Raw genomic sequence first — 16,884 nt, forward strand, 5'->3', positions numbered from 1 at the left:
TGGAGGGAGTCATGGCGCGCGAATGCCTCGCTATTGCTCCGCTGTAATGGCAAGGTCGCGCGCCCCGCGCAAGCAGGGCCTGAAACGGGGCGTCGAGGAGCCTGATGGGAGAACGTCTGAACCGAGCCCGACGGAAAGCCGAGCCGCTGCTGCGGCGGTTCTTGCACGGCTATTTCCTCCTCGTCCGCGGCATGACGCTCGGCGTCCGTGCCGTGGTGCTGGATGCCGACAATCGCGTCTTCCTGGTCAGGCATAGCTACGTCAGCGGCTGGTATTTGCCTGGCGGCGGCGTCGATTTCGGCGAGACCATGGAAGAGGCGTTGCGGCGCGAGCTCAAGGAGGAGGGCGACATCGATCTGACCGGCGAGGCGATCCTGCACGGCGTCTTCCTCAACAGCCACGTCTCCCGCCGCGACCACGTCGCGGTCTACGTGGTCAGGCAGTTCAGGCAGGACCGCGTCCCTGAGCCCAACCGCGAGATCGTCGAATGCGGATTCTTCGACAATGCCGCATTGCCCGAGGGCACCACGCCCGGCACGCGGCTGCGGATCGCCGAAGTGCTCGATGGCAGGCCCGTGATTGCGACGTGGCGCTGAGGGCAGCTTGTGCTAGTAACCCGCTCGACGCGCACGGCAGGCCACGCCGCTCGGGCGCGAGCCGACAAGCCTCGGAGTGCTGCCCTGATGACCACAACGCAACTTCGTATCGCGGTGCTGGTGCCCTGCTACAACGAGGAGGCCGCGGTCGCGACCGTCGTTGCCGATTTCCGCAAGGCGCTGCCCGCGGCGGAGATCTACGTCTACGACAACAATTCGCGCGACCGGACCGCCGCGGTCGCGCGCGAAGCCGGTGCGATCGTGCGCAGCGAGCGCCGACAGGGCAAGGGCCACGTCGTGCGCCGCATGTTCGCGGACGTCGAGGCCGACGTCTATGTGCTGGTCGATGGCGATGCCACCTACGATGCGCCGAGCGCACCCATCATGATCGACAAGCTGCTCGACGAGCATCTCGACATGGTGGTCGGGCTTCGCGTCGATCAGGTCCAGGCCGCCTACCGGCTCGGCCACCGCACCGGCAACCGCATGCTGACCGGCTTCCTGTCCGACACCTTCGGCCACGCTTTCAAGGACCTCCTGTCCGGCTACCGGGTGTTCTCGCGCCGCTTCGTCAAATCCTTTCCCGTCCTCTCCGACGGCTTCGAGATCGAGACCGAGCTTGCGGTCTATGCGCTGGAATTGTCGCTGCCGGTTGCCGAGGTCGAGACGCCCTATTATGCGCGCCCCGAAGGCTCGTTCTCCAAGCTCAACACCTGGCGCGACGGCTTTCGCATCCTCGGCACCATGCTGAAGCTCTATCGCAGCGAGCGGCCGTTGCGCTTCTTCACGGTGATCGGAATCCTGCTGGCGCTGGCGTCGATCATCTTCGCGATTCCGATCGTGATCACCTTCATCGAAACCGGCCTCGTGCCGCGCCTGCCCACTGCCGTGCTGTCGATGGGCCTGATGATCATGGCCTTGCTGTCGGTGTCGTCAGGGCTCGTGCTCGATACGGTGACGCGAGGGCGGCGGGAGATGAAGATGCTGGCCTATCTGTCCCAGCCGGCGTCGAAACGGAACGCAGGTTGAGCCAGGCTTGCACTTCGCCCGCCGGGAGGTAAACGGGGCACCGCCCCCGCCCATGGACCTTCGCAGGCGCAAGTGCTACTCCGCGAATTGACATGAACGATCTCTCACTGACCATTCTTCCCGAAGCCGCCGGCGACGCTCAGGCGATCGAGCGGCTGCACGAACGCACCTTCGGCCCCGGCCGCTTCGTGCTGAGCGCCTACCGGATCCGCGAGCACGTCGACCATCTGCTCGAACTGTCCTTCACGGCCCGTATCGGCACGCTCCTGGTCGGCTCCGTCAGGCAATTGCCGATTCTGATCGGCCAAACGCCGGCACTGCTGCTCGGGCCGCTCACCGTCGAGCCGCCGTTCCGCGATCGCGGCATCGGCCGTCAGTTGATGGAGCGCGCGCTGAAGGACGCCAGGGAAAAAGGCCACCGCCTCGTGCTGCTGGTCGGCGACGAGCCCTATTACGGCCGCGTCGGCTTCAAGCAGGTCGCCAAGGGCCGCGTCACCATGCCCGGCCCGGTCGATGCCGCGCGCATCCTGGTGTTCGAGCTCGTCGACGGCGCCTTCGAGGGCGTGTCGGGCGCGGTCGGCCCCGACTGGAGCAAAGCGCGGACATAGGAGCGGCGCGCGTCGTTGGAAACGCCGTAGCCCGGATGGAGCGCAGCGCAATCCGGGAAGGTCTTCCGCAACGAGAGAACCCCGGATTACGCTACGCTCCATCCGGGCTACGACACTGCTCGTAGCTCATCCGGCTAAGAGACCGTCGAGAAGACGCGCGGCTGCGCGCGTCATACTCCGTCATTGCGAGCGCAGCGAAGCAATCCAGAGTCTTTCCGCGGAGGCGGTCTGGATTGCTTCGTCGCAAGGGCTCCTCGCAATGACGGCGCGTGTCGTTACCTAGAACTTGAAGTTCGCGAACGCCCTGACGCCGATGCCGGGCAACAGCACCTGGTCCTTATTGAAGGAGACGGCATTGCGGATGTTCTCGTTCAACAGGTTGTTGCCGACGAGCCCGACATGCATCTCGCGCGCGCCGAACCAACGTTGATCGAGCTGCGTTTTGTAGCTGACCTCGGCCCTTAGCAGGTTGTAGCCGGGCGTCGGCGTCTCCGCGATCGGTGCGATGTCGTTTTGCGCGAACGCGTGCAGCAGGTTGATCCGGGCAAACCATTCGGCGTCGCGATAGTACACACCACCGCCCAGCCGCTGGGGCGGAATGCGTGGCACGTTAGTGCCGTCGTCGAAGGTCGCGCGCACGATGTCGTATTGACCCTCGATGCCCCAGATCCCGTTCCAGACCGGCATCACGTCGTACTGGAACTGGAATTCGCCGCCCCGGAATGTCGCGTCGCGCTGCGAATAGACCGCTTGATTCAGTTCGAGGCCAGCGCCAAGCTGGCAAACGCCGTCCTCACACGTGTTGCCGGTCAGGCGCCGGTAGATGAAACCGTTGAACTTGGTGTAGTAGCCGGTGATTTCGAAGCGAAGCGGTCCTACCGCTCGTCGCAGTCCCGCCTCGACCGACTTGGCGGTCTCGATGCCGAGATTGGGATTGCCTATGTCGAAAGTGGTGGTGGCATCGTGGCCGCCGCGCGAAAACAATTCCGCCGGTTTCGGCGCGCGTTCGACATATTGGCCGGTGATGCTGGCGACCAGATCCCAAGGAAGGCTGTGGATCAGGCCGATGCTCCCGCTCAGCGGCGTGAAGTTGCGGTTGACCGCTGTTGCGGGGCCGATCGCGGCCGGATCGACGGCGAGGTCGAACACATCGGGGACGAAGGCCGGCGCCGTGCCGCTCAACCTTGCGCTCTCGACGCGTCCGGCGATCTGGGCCTTGGTGGCTTCGCTGAACTTGAACTCATTGAAGATGTACCCGGCGACCTTTGTGTTCTTGTTCGGATCGAACAGTCCGTTGATCGGGCTGCCTGGATCGTCCGGACTCGGCGCGGTCAACTTCTGGTGCGACGCCTGAACGCCCACAGCGGTGGTCAGCGCAGCAAAGCGGACGTCGAACGGCGCAAGCTGCACCTCGACGCGGCCTTCCTGTTCCTTGTTGGTGAAGGTTTGTCTCACGCCGAGGGAGCCGAGGTCGGCAGAGTCGGCGAGCCCGACCTCATCGTGCTTATAGTCGGTGGCGCTGGCCCAGAACCGGATCGCATCGATCGCCGCCGCATCCGGCCGATACTCGCCTTTTGTCGTGAACTTTGTTTGTCGTCCGTCGATCCGCGTCAGGAACTCGCTGCCCTCGATACCGGGAATGTGATAGAGCGCGTTGTGCTGCGTGATCGCCGCGCCCACGTAGCCGCCGTCGAAGATGTAGGAGCCGCCGACAGATCCGCCGTAGGCCTGCGATGCCGAATTCGGCTGGCGTCCGTTGAACGGCAGCGTCGGGTCCGTCAAGAACGGATAGCTCGGGATGTTGTAGTCGCCGGCCTTGCGGCCAAAGGCATCGGCGTGGAAGGCAAAGTTGCCGCCGCCGGCATCGAGCAGCACGGCACCTTCGGTCCCGCGATCGACCGAAGTTACGGCCGTCCGCGTTTCCGCGGTGATGCAGCCCGGCGATCCCACGTTTGCCAGCGGCGCCTTGGTCGGGAGTCCGTAAGTCGGAAAGGGCGCCGTGCAGGACGGCAAGGCATCCGGAATTCGATTGTTGGTTGCGCTGACCACGCCACCGATCGCGGTGGAGCCGTAGCGCAGCGTCGCCGGTCCGCGGATGACCTCGACCTGGGTGGCTGCCAGCGGATCAATCGGCACGAAGTGATCCTCGCCGAGATCGGACGCGCCGTTGCTGCCTGTTCCGTTCTCGATAATGCCGACCCGGTTGGTGTCGAGCCCGCGAATGATCGGGCGGCTGGATGCGCCGGGTGCGTATTCAGAGCCGGTGATGCCGGGCTTCGAGAACAGGAGATCGCCGAGCGTGCCGCCGCCGTTGCGCCGAATCTCCTCGTTCGGCACCACGGTGACGGTCGCGAACTGATCGGTCACAACAGGCAGCACGCCTTGCTGAGGCGCGGCGGGCACGGGAGCTGCCGGTGCCGCTTCAGCTGCCTGCTCGCGGCTGCGCACCCGCGCGGTCCGCGTGCCTCGGCCTGCGTTGCGGGTCGGCACCACTGCTCTGCGTACGATCGGGCTCGGCGCCGTTACGGTGATGGCGGGGAGCTCGGTCGATGATTTGTCTTGTGCCGGCTGTTGTGCCGGTCGTTGTGCCGAGTCCTGGGCGAACGCGGATGTAGCGGCGGCGCCGAGCAGGAGCAGGCTTGCTCCGCCAAGGCGCTGCGCGCGTCGCAATTGAAATGACATGGTCCTGATTCCACTTAAGGCGCCGTCCGGATGATGCTCTGCTGATCGGAGGCGGCCTGCCGTCGCGACGCGACGGAATTCGACTTCAACTTCTCCCAGGCACTTGCCGGTGTGCGGCGAGGCTGGGTGTGATCAAGCGTTGGAGTCAGGACGCAGGAGGGGCGCGCGGCTGGAACGCCGTGCCGGCCGATGTCAGATGAGCGAACTCGGCGTCGAGGCTGCGCCTGAGCAGCTCGATCGCCTGCGGTAGCAGCAGCACGGGCGGCGTCGCCGACACGATCGCACCCGCCATCGCAATGATGGCGCAGATGGCGCAACTCTCGTCGCGCGAATGCTCGCGGTCGGGACTTGAGGGCGATTGCTTCTCGACGGCGGCGCCGTCGGTCGCTGCAACGTCCTTGGCGCCGCCTTCGATGTGCTGGACCGATGATTGAGCAAAAGGCGCGGCCTGCGCGAACCAATGGCTGTGGCCGAACGTCAGCGCGAGCTGCACCAGCATCGCGAACAACGCGAGCCGGGCGCCGTGCCTGCTATTCGACCGGAACCACTTCATCTGGAAAACGCCACCCCCACACCGGGGCGTCAATCCCAGGACGCCGCGATGTTATAGTATAACATCGCCTGATCAGTTCACCGATGTCAACGGCAGGCCGGTTGGGCGCGCACTCGCCGCCCAGCCGATGTGTCGTTCAGGCAACTACCGCCCCTCGCGCACCCAGGTCGCCGCGAATGCGCCGAGCAGCAGCAGCAGGCCGATCAGGCCGGAGAAGATCGGCAGCACGCCGACGCCCTTGACCACGCTGGCATCGCGCATCCGCACGCCCATCCAGCCATCGCCGTGGAACATGCCGACCGAGCGCACCGGCAGGATGCGCGGCAGCTCGACGCTCGAGCTAGTAGCCACGCGCACGGCATCGCCGCCGGTCGCCTGTGTCAGCGGCTTCAACGTATCGACGGTGGAGGTCACTTCCGAAAATTCCTTCGGATTGGTCGGGCCGACATTGATCAACGCCTTCAGCGTGCCGTCGGTGGCCTGCCACAGGCCGAGTTCGCTCGCCGGCAGGCTGGCGCGCCACTCGCCGGGATCGCCGGCGCTCAGCGTCAGATCCTGCGACACGCCCGACGGCGAGGTCACGCTGACGGGCTGGACGCTGTCCGCCATGGTCTGACGCACCACGACGAGGTCCTTGCCCTGCACCTGGAGGCGCAACGCCTCCTCGTCGAGATCAGGCTGCTTCATCAGCCAGTGCGACATCCGCCTGAGCAGGTCGAGATGCGGACCGCCGCCCTCATAGCCGCGCGCCCACAGCCAGATGTGGTCGGACAGCAGGAGCGCGACGCGGCCCTCGCCGAAGCGCGACAGGAACAGCAGCGGCTTGCCGTCGACGCCGGTCATGACGGGCGGGTTGACCGCATTGCGGGTATCGACGGTGCGGAAGAACCGGCTCCAGCGCGGCGGCTCGCTGGCGGAGCCTTCCAGCCCGCGCGTGACGGGATGGCGTTTGCCGAGGTCGGACAGATGCGCATAGAACGGCTTCTCGGTGACGCCGACCGGTTCGGCCGGCAGCACCGAATCGAGCGGCGTGCGCCAGATGCTGCTGTTCGAGGCATAGTCGGGACCGGCCGAGACCAGCACGGCGCCGCCTGCACGCACGTAACGCGCCATGTTCTCGAAATAGGGGATCGGCAGCACGCCCTGGCGGGCATAGCGGTCGAAGATGATCAGCTGGAATTCGTTGATCTTCTGCTGGAACAGCTCGCGGGTCGGAAACGCGATCAGCGACAATTCGTTGATCGGCGTGCCGTCCTGCTTCTCCGGCGGGCGCAGAATGGTGAAATGCACGAGGTCGACGCTGGCGTCGGACTTGAGCAGGTTGCGCCAGGTGCGCTCGCCCGAATGCGGCTCGCCCGAGACCAGCAGCACGCGCAGCTTGTCGCGCACGCCGTCGATGGCGACGACGGCGCGATTGTTCACCGGCGTCAATTCGCGTTCGAGCGGCGAGGCCTCGATCTCGACGATGTTCGGCCCGGCATGCTTGATGTCGACGTCGACGCTCGCGGCCTGGCCGCTGGAGAGCGTGCGCTCGTTGATGACCTCGCCGTCGCGGCGGACCGTGACCCTGGCGCGCTCGCCGGTGACACCCTGGTCGTCGAGGCGGTAGGAGATGGTCTGGCTCTGCCCGACGATACCGAAGCGCGGCGCGGCGGTGATCGCGATGCGGCGGTCGCGCTCGTCCTTCTGGCCCGTGACCAGCGCGTGCACCGGCGCCTGGAAGCCGAGCGCGGCGGCGTTCGCGGGAATGTCGTGGACGCGGCCGTCGGTGATCAGGAACGCGCCGGCGACGCGGTCGACCGGCACGTCCGCCAAGGCCGAGGCCAGCGCGCCGAACAGCTTGGTGCCGTCGGTCTCGCCGTCGGCCTGTCCGGCCTCGACGACGCGGACCTCGAGGCCCTTGATCTTCTTCAGGCTGTCGACCAGCGCCTCCTGCGCTTGCGCAGCTTCGCGATTGCGGTTGCCGAAGTTCTGGCTCGGGCTCTTGTCGACGACAACAGCGGCGACCGAAGTGAGGGGATCGCGGTCCTCGCGGGTGAAGGAGGGATTGGCGAGCGCGAGCAGGAACAGCGCCAGCGCGGCCACCCGCACCGCGGCGCCGCGCGCGCGCGCCACCAGCAGCACGAGCGCGACAATGACGATCGCGGCGAGCGCGAGCCACAGCACGATCGCGGGGACAAGCGGCGTGAATGCGATACCGTAGTTCATGGCGTCACTCTCTGGGCATCGTCATGGCCGGGCTTGTCCCGGCCATCCACGAATAGCCGTGCGGCACGAAGAACGTGGATGCCCGGCACAAGGCCGGGCATGACGGCTTCCATTGGGGGATGTTCAATTTCATCACCCGCATCATTGCCCCAGCCGTTCGATCAGCGCGGGAGCGTGGACCTGGTCGGCCTTGTAGTTGCCGGTCAGCGTGTACATCACGATGTTGGCGCCGGCGCGGTAGGCGAATTCGCGCTGGCGGGGGTCGCCGCCGGTCACCGGCAGCATGGCCTGTCCGTCGGGCCGCACCGCCCAGGCGCCGGCCAGGTCGTTCGAGGTGATGATAATCGGCGAGACGCCGTCGCCGCCGCGCGCCGGCCGCTGCGCGCTCTCATCGTCGTCTTCGCGCGGCAAGGTCTCGACCCAGGTCTGGCCGGCGGTGAAGCGGCCGGGGAAGTCGCGCAGCAGATAAAAGGTCTTGGTCAGCACGTGCTCGCGCGGCACCGGCTCGAGCTCGGGCACGTCGAGCGAGGACAGGATCTCGCGCAGCGTCTGCATCGCCGGCGTCTGCGCCGCGCCGTTGGCGCCGGGCGGCGCCTCGATCGCGTCGCGGGTGTCGAACAGCACGGTGCCGCCCTGCTTCATGTAGACGTCGATCTTGTTGATGGCGTCCTGCGGCGGCTTCGGCGCGCCCGGCACGATCGGCCAGTAGATCAGCGGGAAGAACGCGAGCTCGTCGCGCGCGGGATCGACGCCGACGGGATCACCGGCCTCGAGCGCCGTGCGCTGGGCCAGGAACAGCGTCAGCCCGTTCATTCCCGCCTTGACGATGGAATCGACATCCGCATTGCCCGTGACGACATAGGCGAGGCGGGTCTGCGACACCGACTTCATCGCGAACTCGTCCGTGACGCCGTCGGCGCGCGACGGCGCCGGCGAGAGCGCCGCGAATCCCGCGAGCAGGGCGAGCACGATCATCGCGGGCGCGGCGCGGCGGCGCAGCAGCGCGGCAATGCCGCCGCCGAGCACCGCGATGATGATGGCGTCGATCAGGAACAGCGCGAGCGCCGTCGACAGCAGCCAGCCGCGCAAATCGCGCGGCTCGGCATTGGTGTAGGTGGCGTGCCGGGCGCGGAGGCTCGCGGTGTTCAGGGCGGCGATGCGGTCGGCGCTGGCAAGCGTGTTCACGGCGAGCGGTCCTTCTGCCGGGCCGTAGAAGCCGGGCGGATGATCTGATGTGGCGCGGTCGCGGTAATCCGCAGGAAGCGGCTTGGCCGTCGCGGGCGGCGGACCAAACGCGCCAAATCCGTCGAGGATGTGCAGCGGCGCCACGGTCTCAGTGGTCGCTTCGCCGGCAACGCCAGCGCCGGGCTTCGCGGTGTAGCCGGACATGTCGACCACCCGCCGCAGCATTTCGACGAAGGTGCCCGACATCGGTAAGTCAGACCAGCGCATGTCGGCGCTGACGTGGAACAGGCTGACGAGGCCCTTGCCGCGATGCTCGCCGGTGACGAGCGGGGTGCCATCTTCCAGCGAGGCCCAGCTCTTGGTGGCGAGCACGGCGTCGGGCTCGGCCAGCACCTGCCGGCTCACGGTGACGTCCTTCGGCACTGCGACCCCGGCGAACGGACCGTCGGCGGCGAAGGAGGCGAGATGCTGCGGCTTCTCCCAGGTCAGGCTGCCGCCGAGCGTGCGGCCGCCCTTGCGCAGCTTGACCGGCACGAGGTCGTCCTCCGCCTGTGCCAGCCGGGGCCCAGCGAACCGCACCAGCACGCCGCCCTGGTCGACCCAGGCATTGAGGCGTTCGCGCAGCTCGGGGGCGATGGTGCCGACATCGGCGAGGATGATCATCGGCAGCTTCTGGTCGAGGAACTGCGTGATGCCCTGCTGAGGCGAGCCTTTGTCGGCGAGCCGGACGTCGGCGAACGGCGCCAGCGCGCGGGTGAGATAGAAGGTCGGCGCCAGCAGTGGCTGCGCGGTCTCGCTGGTCGCGCCCGAGATGATGCCGATGGCGCGGCGGCGCCAGCGCTTGTCGAGCAGCTGCACCGCGCCGGCCGAGCGCTCGCCGGAGATTTCGAGCCGCGTGATGTCGTTGCGCAGCTCGACCGGCAGGTCGAACGCCGCCTCGGTTTCCTTGTCCTGCGGGCCGAACGAATAGCGCGCTTCGCCGATCGGCGACGCCTTCTGGTCCAGCGCGCGTACCGTGCCGACCGCAATCCCGCCGTCGGTGCGCAGCACCTTCACCGTCATCTTCGCTGCGGCATTCTCGGCGGCGACCAGGGCCAACGGCGAGGAGGTGCCGCCTTGGAACACGGTCAGGCTGCGATCGCCGATGGTCTTGCCGAGGCCGGCCACGAAGTCCTCGCCGCGGCCGGTGTCGACGCCGTCCGAGAGCCAGGCGATCTCGCAGTCGCCGGTGACCTTGAGGAAACGGTCGACCGCGGCCAGCGTCTCGACGCGGTCGATCGAATAGGGCTTTGGCGCCAGCTGCCGCAGCGCGACGCGCGCCGCACCCGCCGGCATCAGCGTGATGTCGCGGTTCGGCTCGGACAGCGGCACCAGCGCGATGCCGCGGCCGTCATTGTCGGCATTGGCGATAAGCTCATCGGCGGTCCTGATCCTGACGTCCCAGTGCGATGCGGCGCTCCAGCCGTCGTCGAACATGATCATCAGCGGCGCCTTGCTCCCGGCGACGCTCGTTTGCGGATTCCAGATCGGGCCGGCGGCGGCGAAGATCACCAGCGCGGCGGCGAGCAGGCGAAGCGCGGTCAGCCACCACGGCGTCCGTGAGGGCGTCTCTTCGCGCGGCGTGATGTCGAACAACAGCCGCGTCGGCGGAAACTCGATGCGGCGCGGCCGCGGCGGCATCACGCGCAGGAGCCACCACAGCACGGGCAGGCTGACGAGGCCGATCAGGAGCAGCGGTTGCGTGAAGGCGAGCGGCAATCCCATCATGCGGCCGGCCCCGCCTTGATCGTCGTGGTGCGTGCGCCGGACTTGCTCACCTGCATGCCGGCATGCAGGAACAGCAAGAGTTCGGCGGCGGATCGGTCGGTCGCGTGCGTCGTGAACAGCCAGTCGAGCTTGTTGGTCTCGGCGCGGATCTGGTCGCGGTGCAGCGCAAGCCGCGCGGTGTAATCCTGCGCCCAGCTCTCGGCGCGGCCGGCGGTGATCACGCCGAAGCCTTCGGGCTCGACGAACTCGACGCGGCCGGAATAGGGGAACGATTCCTCGGCGGGATCGACCACCTGCACCATCGTGCCGTGCGCGCCGGAGCTGGACAGCCCGGCGAGCGTTGTCCTGATCTCGGCGATCGGCGACCAGAAATCCGACAGCACGATGATCTCGGCCAGCGCGGCCGGAACGAAGGATGGCGGCAGGCTCAGTCGGTCTGCATCGTCATGCAGCATCGCCTGCGCCATCCTGTCGATGACGCTGCGGCTTGCGGTCGGCGCCATCAGCCCGGGAATGCCGACGCGCTCGCCGCCGGCGACGAGCAGCTCGGCCAGTGCGAAGGCGACGATCAGCGTCCGCTCGAGCTTGGACTCGCGCGCGGTCTTCGAGGCGAACGCCATCGAGGGCGAGCGGTCCGGCCAGATCCAGACCGTGTGCGAGGCTTCCCATTCCAGCTCGCGCACGTACAGATGGTCGTCGCGCGCCGAGCGGCGCCAGTCGACGTTCTGCGACGGTTCGCCCGAGACGAAGCGGCGGTACTGCCAGAAGTTTTCGCCCGAGCCGGCGCGGCGCCGTCCATGCAGGCCGTGGATGACGTTGGCGGCGATGCGGCGGGCCTCGAGCACCAAGCGCGGCAACGAAGCGGCGAGCGTGCGGCTTTCGCCATCTGCACGTCGGATCGCCAATATCTCCTTCGCTGCCCGCCCGTTCTCCGCTGCCATCAACCGATCCGTGTCTTCAATTGCCGGATCACGTCCGGAATCGTGCGGCCTTCGGCGCGCGCCTGGAACGTCAGCGCCATGCGGTGCTTCAGCACGGGCTCGGCAAGGTCGAGCACGTCGTCGATCGAGGGCGCCAGGCGCCCGTCGATCAGCGCACGCGCGCGTACCGCCAGCATCAGGGATTGGCTGGCGCGCGGGCCGGGACCCCAGGCAATGAACTTGCCGGCTTCGCCGGAGTCCGGACCCGGGCGGGCCGAGCGCACCAGCGAGAGAATTGCTTCCACCACGGAATCGCCGACCGGCAGGCGCCGGATCAGGCGCTGCGCGGTGATCAGCGCATCGGGCGTCATCGCGCCCTTGGCCAGAGTCTCCTCCGCGCCCGTGGTTTCAAACAGGATGCGGCGCTCGGCATCGCGGTCGGGGTAGTCGACGTCGATCTCCATCAGGAAGCGGTCGAGCTGGGCTTCGGGCAGCGGATAGGTGCCTTCCTGCTCCAGCGGGTTCTGCGTCGCGAGCACGTGGAAGGGTTTCGGCAGATCGTGACGCGCGCCGGCGACGGTGATGTGCTGCTCCTGCATCGCTTGCAACAACGCCGATTGCGTGCGCGGGCTGGCGCGGTTGATCTCGTCGGCCATCAGGAGCTGCGCGAACACGGGACCGGCAATGAAGCGGAAGGCGCGCCTTCCCGCGGTGCTCTCGTCCAGCACTTCGGCGCCGAGAATGTCGGAAGGCATCAAATCGGGCGTGAACTGGATGCGCTTGGCGTCGAGACCGAGCGTGACGCCGAGCGTCTCGACCAGCTTGGTCTTGGCAAGGCCCGGCACGCCGATCAGGAGCGCATGGCCGCCGGAGAGGATGGTGACCAGCGTGTTCTCGATCACGCGATCCTGGCCGAAGATGACCGAGGCGATCGCGTCCTTGGCCGCGCGAACCTGGCTCGACACCTGCTCGGCCGAACGGACGATCCCGTCCTCGAGTTTCTCGACACTCTCCGCCATTCGCTTGCTCCTTCAGCCTGTGCAACGCGGCTTGCTTGCATCGTCAGCCTGTCACGTCAGCTCATCACGCCAGATCATGGGCCCCATGCTAGACTTGCAGGAAGGCCATGTATTCGTTGAATTAACCTATCCCCACCTTATCGGCTTCGGGGTATGTACGGCATCACGAAGTGGCGACCTCCACACCGGGCTATTCCGGATGGAACCGCGCACCTAAGTACAACGTAGACCTGCACCAATCGTGCCAATCACAAAGTCAGGGCAAACCATGGCGAACCAAGGGCAGAGCGCCGATCGGGGTCTCGAGGGACTGACTGCCGCCGCCAAAAGCGCTGCCAATGCCGAAGGCGCCAAGAAAGGCCTGCCTCCGGTGCATCTGTGGAATCCGCCGTTTTGCGGCGATCTCGACATCCGAATCGCCTCCGATGGTACTTGGTTCTACATGGGGACGCCAATCGGGCGTGCCGCCCTGGTGCGGCTGTTTTCGACCATTCTCAAGCGCGAGGGCGACAAGCATTTCCTGGTCACGCCGGTGGAGAAGGTTGGTATCCGCGTCGACGATGCGCCGTTCATGGCGGTCGAGATGCAGAAGGACGGCGAGGGCAGTCATCGCGTGTTGCACTTCCGCACCAACGTCGACGACTGGGTCACCTGCGACGCGGCGCACCGGCTGCGCTTCGAGCAGGCGGAGGATGGCGGGCTGACGCCCTATCTGCACGTCCGCGCGGACCTCTGGGCCAAGGTGACGCGCGCGCTCTATTACGATCTGGTTGACATGGGCGAGGAGCGGATGGTCGATGGCCAGCCGATGTTCGGTGTCGAGTCGGCCGGCGAGTTCTTCGCCATGGCCGATGCGGAGCAGGTGAGGGCGGCGCTTTGAATTTGAACAACCCTATCCTGACGAACGAGCCGGTCGCGCTTGGCGCTGCGGATTTCTTCGCCCGCTCCAAGGCGAGGCTCGGCTTCGACGTGCCGCCCGGCCTCTATGATCCCAACATCATCCCCGCCTCGGGCGATCCCGGCACCGACAAGATGCTCGAGATCATCGCGCGCGAGCAGCCGGTGCGCCCGGCAGCGGTCCTGATCGCGGTGGTCGATCATCCCGAGCCCACCATCCTGCTGACGCAGCGCTCGGCGCACCTCAACGACCATGCCGGCCAGATCGCCTTTCCCGGCGGCAAGATCGACGCGATCGATGCCTCGCCGCTCGATGCGGCGCTGCGCGAGGCCGAGGAGGAGGTCGGGCTGGCACGCCACTTCGTCGAGCCGCTCGGCTATCTCGATCTCTACGGCACCGCCTTCGGCTTCCGCATCCTGCCGACGGTGGCGAAGGTCAGGCCGGGCTTTTCGCTCAGCATCAACCATTCGGAGGTTGATGATGCGTTCGAGGTGCCGCTATCCTTCCTGATGAACCCGGTCAACCACCAGGTGCACAGCAAGGAATTCCGCGGCACGCCGCGGTCCTATTACGCGATGCCGTTCGCGGAACGCTACATCTGGGGGGCGACGGCGGGCATGCTGCGTGTGCTGTATGAGCGGATCTATTCGTCATGATCCGGACGGTTCTGACCGAGATCGGAATCTTCCTCATCCCCTTTGCCGTCTATGCGCTGTTCCTGGCGGCGACGCGGTCCGGTGTGTTCGCACGCTCCTCATGGCCGGTCGCGATCGTCGCGCGTCTTGCGCTGGTGGCGATCGTGCTGGTCATCGCGGGCCTCATCGGCTTGGCGGAGTTCTCCGGCGCGCCGCCGGATTCGACCTACGTCCCCGCCCATATCGAGGACGGCAAGCTCGTGCCGGGCACGGAAAAGTAGGGGCGGGTCCATGAGCGCGGAGCCTTTACTCGCCGATGCGCCCTGGCTGACCGCAGGCGGCACCGCGCGCGTCCTGGCGCTGCTCGGCACCGATGGCGAGGAGGCGCGGGTGGTCGGCGGCGCCGTGCGCAACGCGCTGCTCGGCCTTGCGCCGGGTGACATCGACATCGCGACCACGGCGCTGCCCGACGAGGTGATACGGCGGGCCAAGGCTGCCGGCATCAAGAGCGTGCCGACCGGCATCGACCACGGCACGGTCACGCTGGTGATCGACGCCCACCCCTATGAAGTCACGACGCTGCGCGAGGATACCGAAACCTTCGGCCGCAAGGCCAAGGTCGCGTTCGGCCGCGACTGGATGAAGGATGCCGAGCGGCGCGACTTCACCATGAACGGCCTGTCGGTCGATGCGCGCGGCGTGGTCTACGATCATGTCGGCGGCATCGCCGACGCCAAAGCGCGGCGCGTGCGCTTCATCGGCGATCCCGACCAGCGCATCGCCGAGGATTACTTACGCATCCTGCGCTTCTTCCGCATCCACGCCGCCTTCGGTACCGGCGATCCCGACCGCGACGGCTATCTCGCCTGCATCCGCGGACGCGCGGGCCTGGCCAGCCTGTCGGCCGAGCGGGTGCGCATGGAGATGCTCAAGCTGCTGGTCGCCGGTGGTGCGGCTGCGGCCGTGCGGGCCATGGCCGAGGGCGGATTGCTGCAGGCGTTGACTGGCGGCGTCGTCTATACGGGTCCCCTGGACACGATGATCGCGATCGAGCGCGAACTCGGCCTCAGCCCCAGCAGCACGCGGCGCCTGGCCGCGCTCTCGGTCGCCGTCACCGAAGACGCCAAGCGCCTCGCCGTGCGCCTGCGGCTCTCCAATGCCGAGGCCAAGGCGCTGGATTCGATGGGGCACCGCTGGTGGCGCCTCGCCACCAAGGACGAAGCCAATGCACGGCGCTTGCTGTACCGGCTCGGGCCCGAGAGCTATCACGATCGCGTATTGCTTGGCTGGGCACGCGCCGCCGCTGACGTGCATTCGCCGCGCTGGCGCGCGCTCGCCGAGCTGCCGCAGCGCTGGACCGCACCCAAATTTCCGCTGAAGGCCGCCGATTTCATCGCCCGCGGTCTCGCCGAAGGACCTGCGCTCGGCCATGTGTTGGCGCTCGCTGAAGACGCTTGGCTCGCGGCGGATTTCCCGCTGGAAGAAGCCGCGCTCGCCGCGCTCGCCGATCAAGCCGTGGCTCGCATCAGAGGCGACCAGAAAGTTTGACCATCGTCTCAGGCTTCGCCGATATCTCGCTTCTGCAGCTTCTGCTGGTCGCAGCGATGGCGTTGTTTGCATCGATCATCGGCGGTCTCGCCGGCTACGGAACCGGGGCGCTGATGCCCCTGGTACTGGTGCCGCTGGTCGGGGCCGAGCCCGTCGTGCCGATCATCGCGATCTCCGCGATGCTGACCAACGCGAGCCGCGCGCTTGCCTATGTCCGCCATGCCGACCGCGGCCGCGTGCTGATCGTGCTGGCCTGCGCCGCGCTGACCACCGCACTCGGCGCCTATGGCTACACGCGCCTCACCAACGCCGGCGCCGCGCTCGTGATCGGCACCATGCTGATCCTGAGCGTGCCGCTGCGCCGTATGCTCCGCCGGCGCGATGTCAGGATCGGCGATGCGGGCCTTGCCGCCGGCTCGGTCGGCTATGGCGTCCTGGTCGGCGGCACCTCGGGCTCCGGCGTGATCCTGCTCTCGCTGTTGATGGCGGCCGGCCTGGAAGGCGCCGCGGTGATTGCGACCGACGCGATGATCTCGCTCGGCACCGGCCTGATCAAGATCTCGGTGTTCGGCCTCGCCGGCGCCGTCACCGCGCAGGTGCTCGCCTTGGCGCTGCTGATCGGCGGCATGGCCGTGCCCGGCGCGTTCCTGGCCAGGGCTTTCGTCGAACGGATGCCGGTGCAGATTCACACGGCGATCCTCGATGCCGCCGTGATCACCGGCGGGCTGATGATGATATCAGTGGTGGCGCGGCAGCTGATGGCCTAACGACGCCGGCTGAAATGGCGCAGGTGCAGCGCCGAATCCCAAATGTCGTTGGCTTGAAGCGCCCTCACGTCGTTCCGCAAGTCCCACCGCGCGTCTGGCGTCCCAGGAGCATCTGACGTCGCGAAAATCCGGATCACGTCGCGCCAGGCGAATCTTGCGCGCATAAACCGTGTTCCACAGCTCCACGCCGTGTCGCGGACGCTACAGCAATAGTGCGAGACCACCTGTATGACTTGGCTCAAGCGGACGGCCGGTCATCGGCGGTTGTACGAGTGCTCAAGCGGCGCCTCGAGGGAAGTTATGAAATCCATTGTCTCCGGTACTCTTCTGATCTCGGCTCTCTGTCTCTCCCACGCCGCCTCCGCGGCCGATCTTGCCAGGGCCTACACCAAGGCGCCGCCCGCGCCGGTCGCATTCAGCTGGACCGGTTTTTACGCCGGCGTGCATGGCGGTTATGGCTGGAGCGATC

The 16,884-nt window shown here is 67.1% G+C and carries 14 protein-coding genes; 8 read left to right on the top strand and 6 right to left on the bottom strand.

Annotated elements, in window-relative coordinates:
• Positions 1 to 104: 104 nt before the first annotated feature.
• From I6F37_RS36750 to I6F37_RS36760, 3 genes are all read left to right on the top strand, one after another.
• The gene (locus I6F37_RS36750; protein WP_036013806.1) at positions 105 to 596 is read left to right on the top strand and encodes an NUDIX domain-containing protein; all 492 of its coding nucleotides are present in this window, start codon (positions 105 to 107) and stop codon (positions 594 to 596) included.
• Between the two features lie 87 nt (positions 597 to 683).
• The gene (locus tag I6F37_RS36755; RefSeq protein ID WP_036013795.1) at positions 684 to 1,625 is read left to right on the top strand and encodes a glycosyltransferase family 2 protein; all 942 of its coding nucleotides are present in this window, start codon (positions 684 to 686) and stop codon (positions 1,623 to 1,625) included.
• 92 nt (positions 1,626 to 1,717) lie between these two features.
• Positions 1,718 to 2,233, top strand: coding sequence for a GNAT family N-acetyltransferase (locus I6F37_RS36760; protein WP_057026259.1), 516 nt, complete (start codon positions 1,718 to 1,720; stop codon positions 2,231 to 2,233).
• 279 nt (positions 2,234 to 2,512) lie between these two features.
• Here the strand turns inward: I6F37_RS36760 and I6F37_RS36765 are convergent, their stop codons facing one another.
• From I6F37_RS36765 to I6F37_RS36790, 6 genes are all read right to left on the bottom strand, one after another.
• Complete coding sequence (locus I6F37_RS36765) at positions 2,513 to 4,915, bottom strand: TonB-dependent receptor (protein WP_225136692.1); 2,403 nt, start codon at positions 4,913 to 4,915, stop codon at positions 2,513 to 2,515.
• Between the two features lie 145 nt (positions 4,916 to 5,060).
• On the bottom strand, positions 5,061 to 5,468 hold the full coding sequence (locus I6F37_RS36770; RefSeq protein ID WP_036024819.1) for a DUF2946 family protein: 408 nt from the start codon (positions 5,466 to 5,468) through the stop codon (positions 5,061 to 5,063).
• A gap of 144 nt (positions 5,469 to 5,612) precedes the next feature.
• A complete protein-coding gene (locus I6F37_RS36775; RefSeq protein WP_225154072.1) occupies positions 5,613 to 7,676 on the bottom strand; it encodes a hypothetical protein in 2,064 nt (687 codons plus the stop codon).
• Positions 7,677 to 7,817: 141 nt separating this feature from the next.
• Positions 7,818 to 10,628: a DUF4159 domain-containing protein gene (locus I6F37_RS36780; protein WP_225154073.1), complete on the bottom strand. Its 2,811-nt coding sequence runs from the start codon at positions 10,626 to 10,628 to the stop codon at positions 7,818 to 7,820.
• Positions 10,625 to 11,569 carry a DUF58 domain-containing protein gene (locus I6F37_RS36785; RefSeq protein WP_036013782.1) on the bottom strand — a complete coding sequence of 315 codons (945 nt, stop codon included), beginning with the start codon at positions 11,567 to 11,569 and terminating at the stop codon, positions 10,625 to 10,627. Before I6F37_RS36785 ends, I6F37_RS36780 begins: the two co-directional genes overlap by 4 nt.
• A complete protein-coding gene (locus I6F37_RS36790; RefSeq protein ID WP_036013780.1) occupies positions 11,569 to 12,567 on the bottom strand; it encodes a MoxR family ATPase in 999 nt (332 codons plus the stop codon). The genes I6F37_RS36785 and I6F37_RS36790 overlap by 1 nt, the downstream gene beginning before the upstream one ends.
• A 268-nt stretch (positions 12,568 to 12,835) precedes the next feature.
• On the opposite strand from I6F37_RS36790, the gene I6F37_RS36795 reads away from it, so the two are divergent.
• From I6F37_RS36795 to I6F37_RS36815, 5 genes are read left to right on the top strand one after another with little or no spacing between them, the layout of a single operon-like run.
• Entirely contained in the window at positions 12,836 to 13,447 is a 612-nt protein-coding gene (locus tag I6F37_RS36795; protein WP_057026263.1) for a DUF1285 domain-containing protein, read from the top strand.
• Between the two features lie 2 nt (positions 13,448 to 13,449).
• Complete coding sequence (locus tag I6F37_RS36800; protein WP_225154074.1) at positions 13,450 to 14,121, top strand: CoA pyrophosphatase; 672 nt, start codon at positions 13,450 to 13,452, stop codon at positions 14,119 to 14,121.
• Complete coding sequence (locus I6F37_RS36805) at positions 14,118 to 14,381, top strand: DUF6111 family protein (protein ID WP_036013774.1); 264 nt, start codon at positions 14,118 to 14,120, stop codon at positions 14,379 to 14,381. The genes I6F37_RS36800 and I6F37_RS36805 overlap by 4 nt, the downstream gene beginning before the upstream one ends.
• A 10-nt stretch (positions 14,382 to 14,391) precedes the next feature.
• Positions 14,392 to 15,648 (top strand): CCA tRNA nucleotidyltransferase, encoded by a 1,257-nt coding sequence (locus tag I6F37_RS36810; protein ID WP_225154075.1) that lies wholly within the window; start codon positions 14,392 to 14,394, stop codon positions 15,646 to 15,648.
• The gene (locus I6F37_RS36815; protein WP_225154076.1) at positions 15,645 to 16,415 is read left to right on the top strand and encodes a sulfite exporter TauE/SafE family protein; all 771 of its coding nucleotides are present in this window, start codon (positions 15,645 to 15,647) and stop codon (positions 16,413 to 16,415) included. The genes I6F37_RS36810 and I6F37_RS36815 overlap by 4 nt, the downstream gene beginning before the upstream one ends.
• Positions 16,416 to 16,884 lie beyond the last annotated feature (469 nt).

The organism is Bradyrhizobium sp. NBAIM08 (genome assembly GCF_020193935.1).
In the GTDB taxonomy this organism is placed as follows: Bacteria; Pseudomonadota; Alphaproteobacteria; order Rhizobiales; family Xanthobacteraceae; genus Bradyrhizobium; species Bradyrhizobium yuanmingense.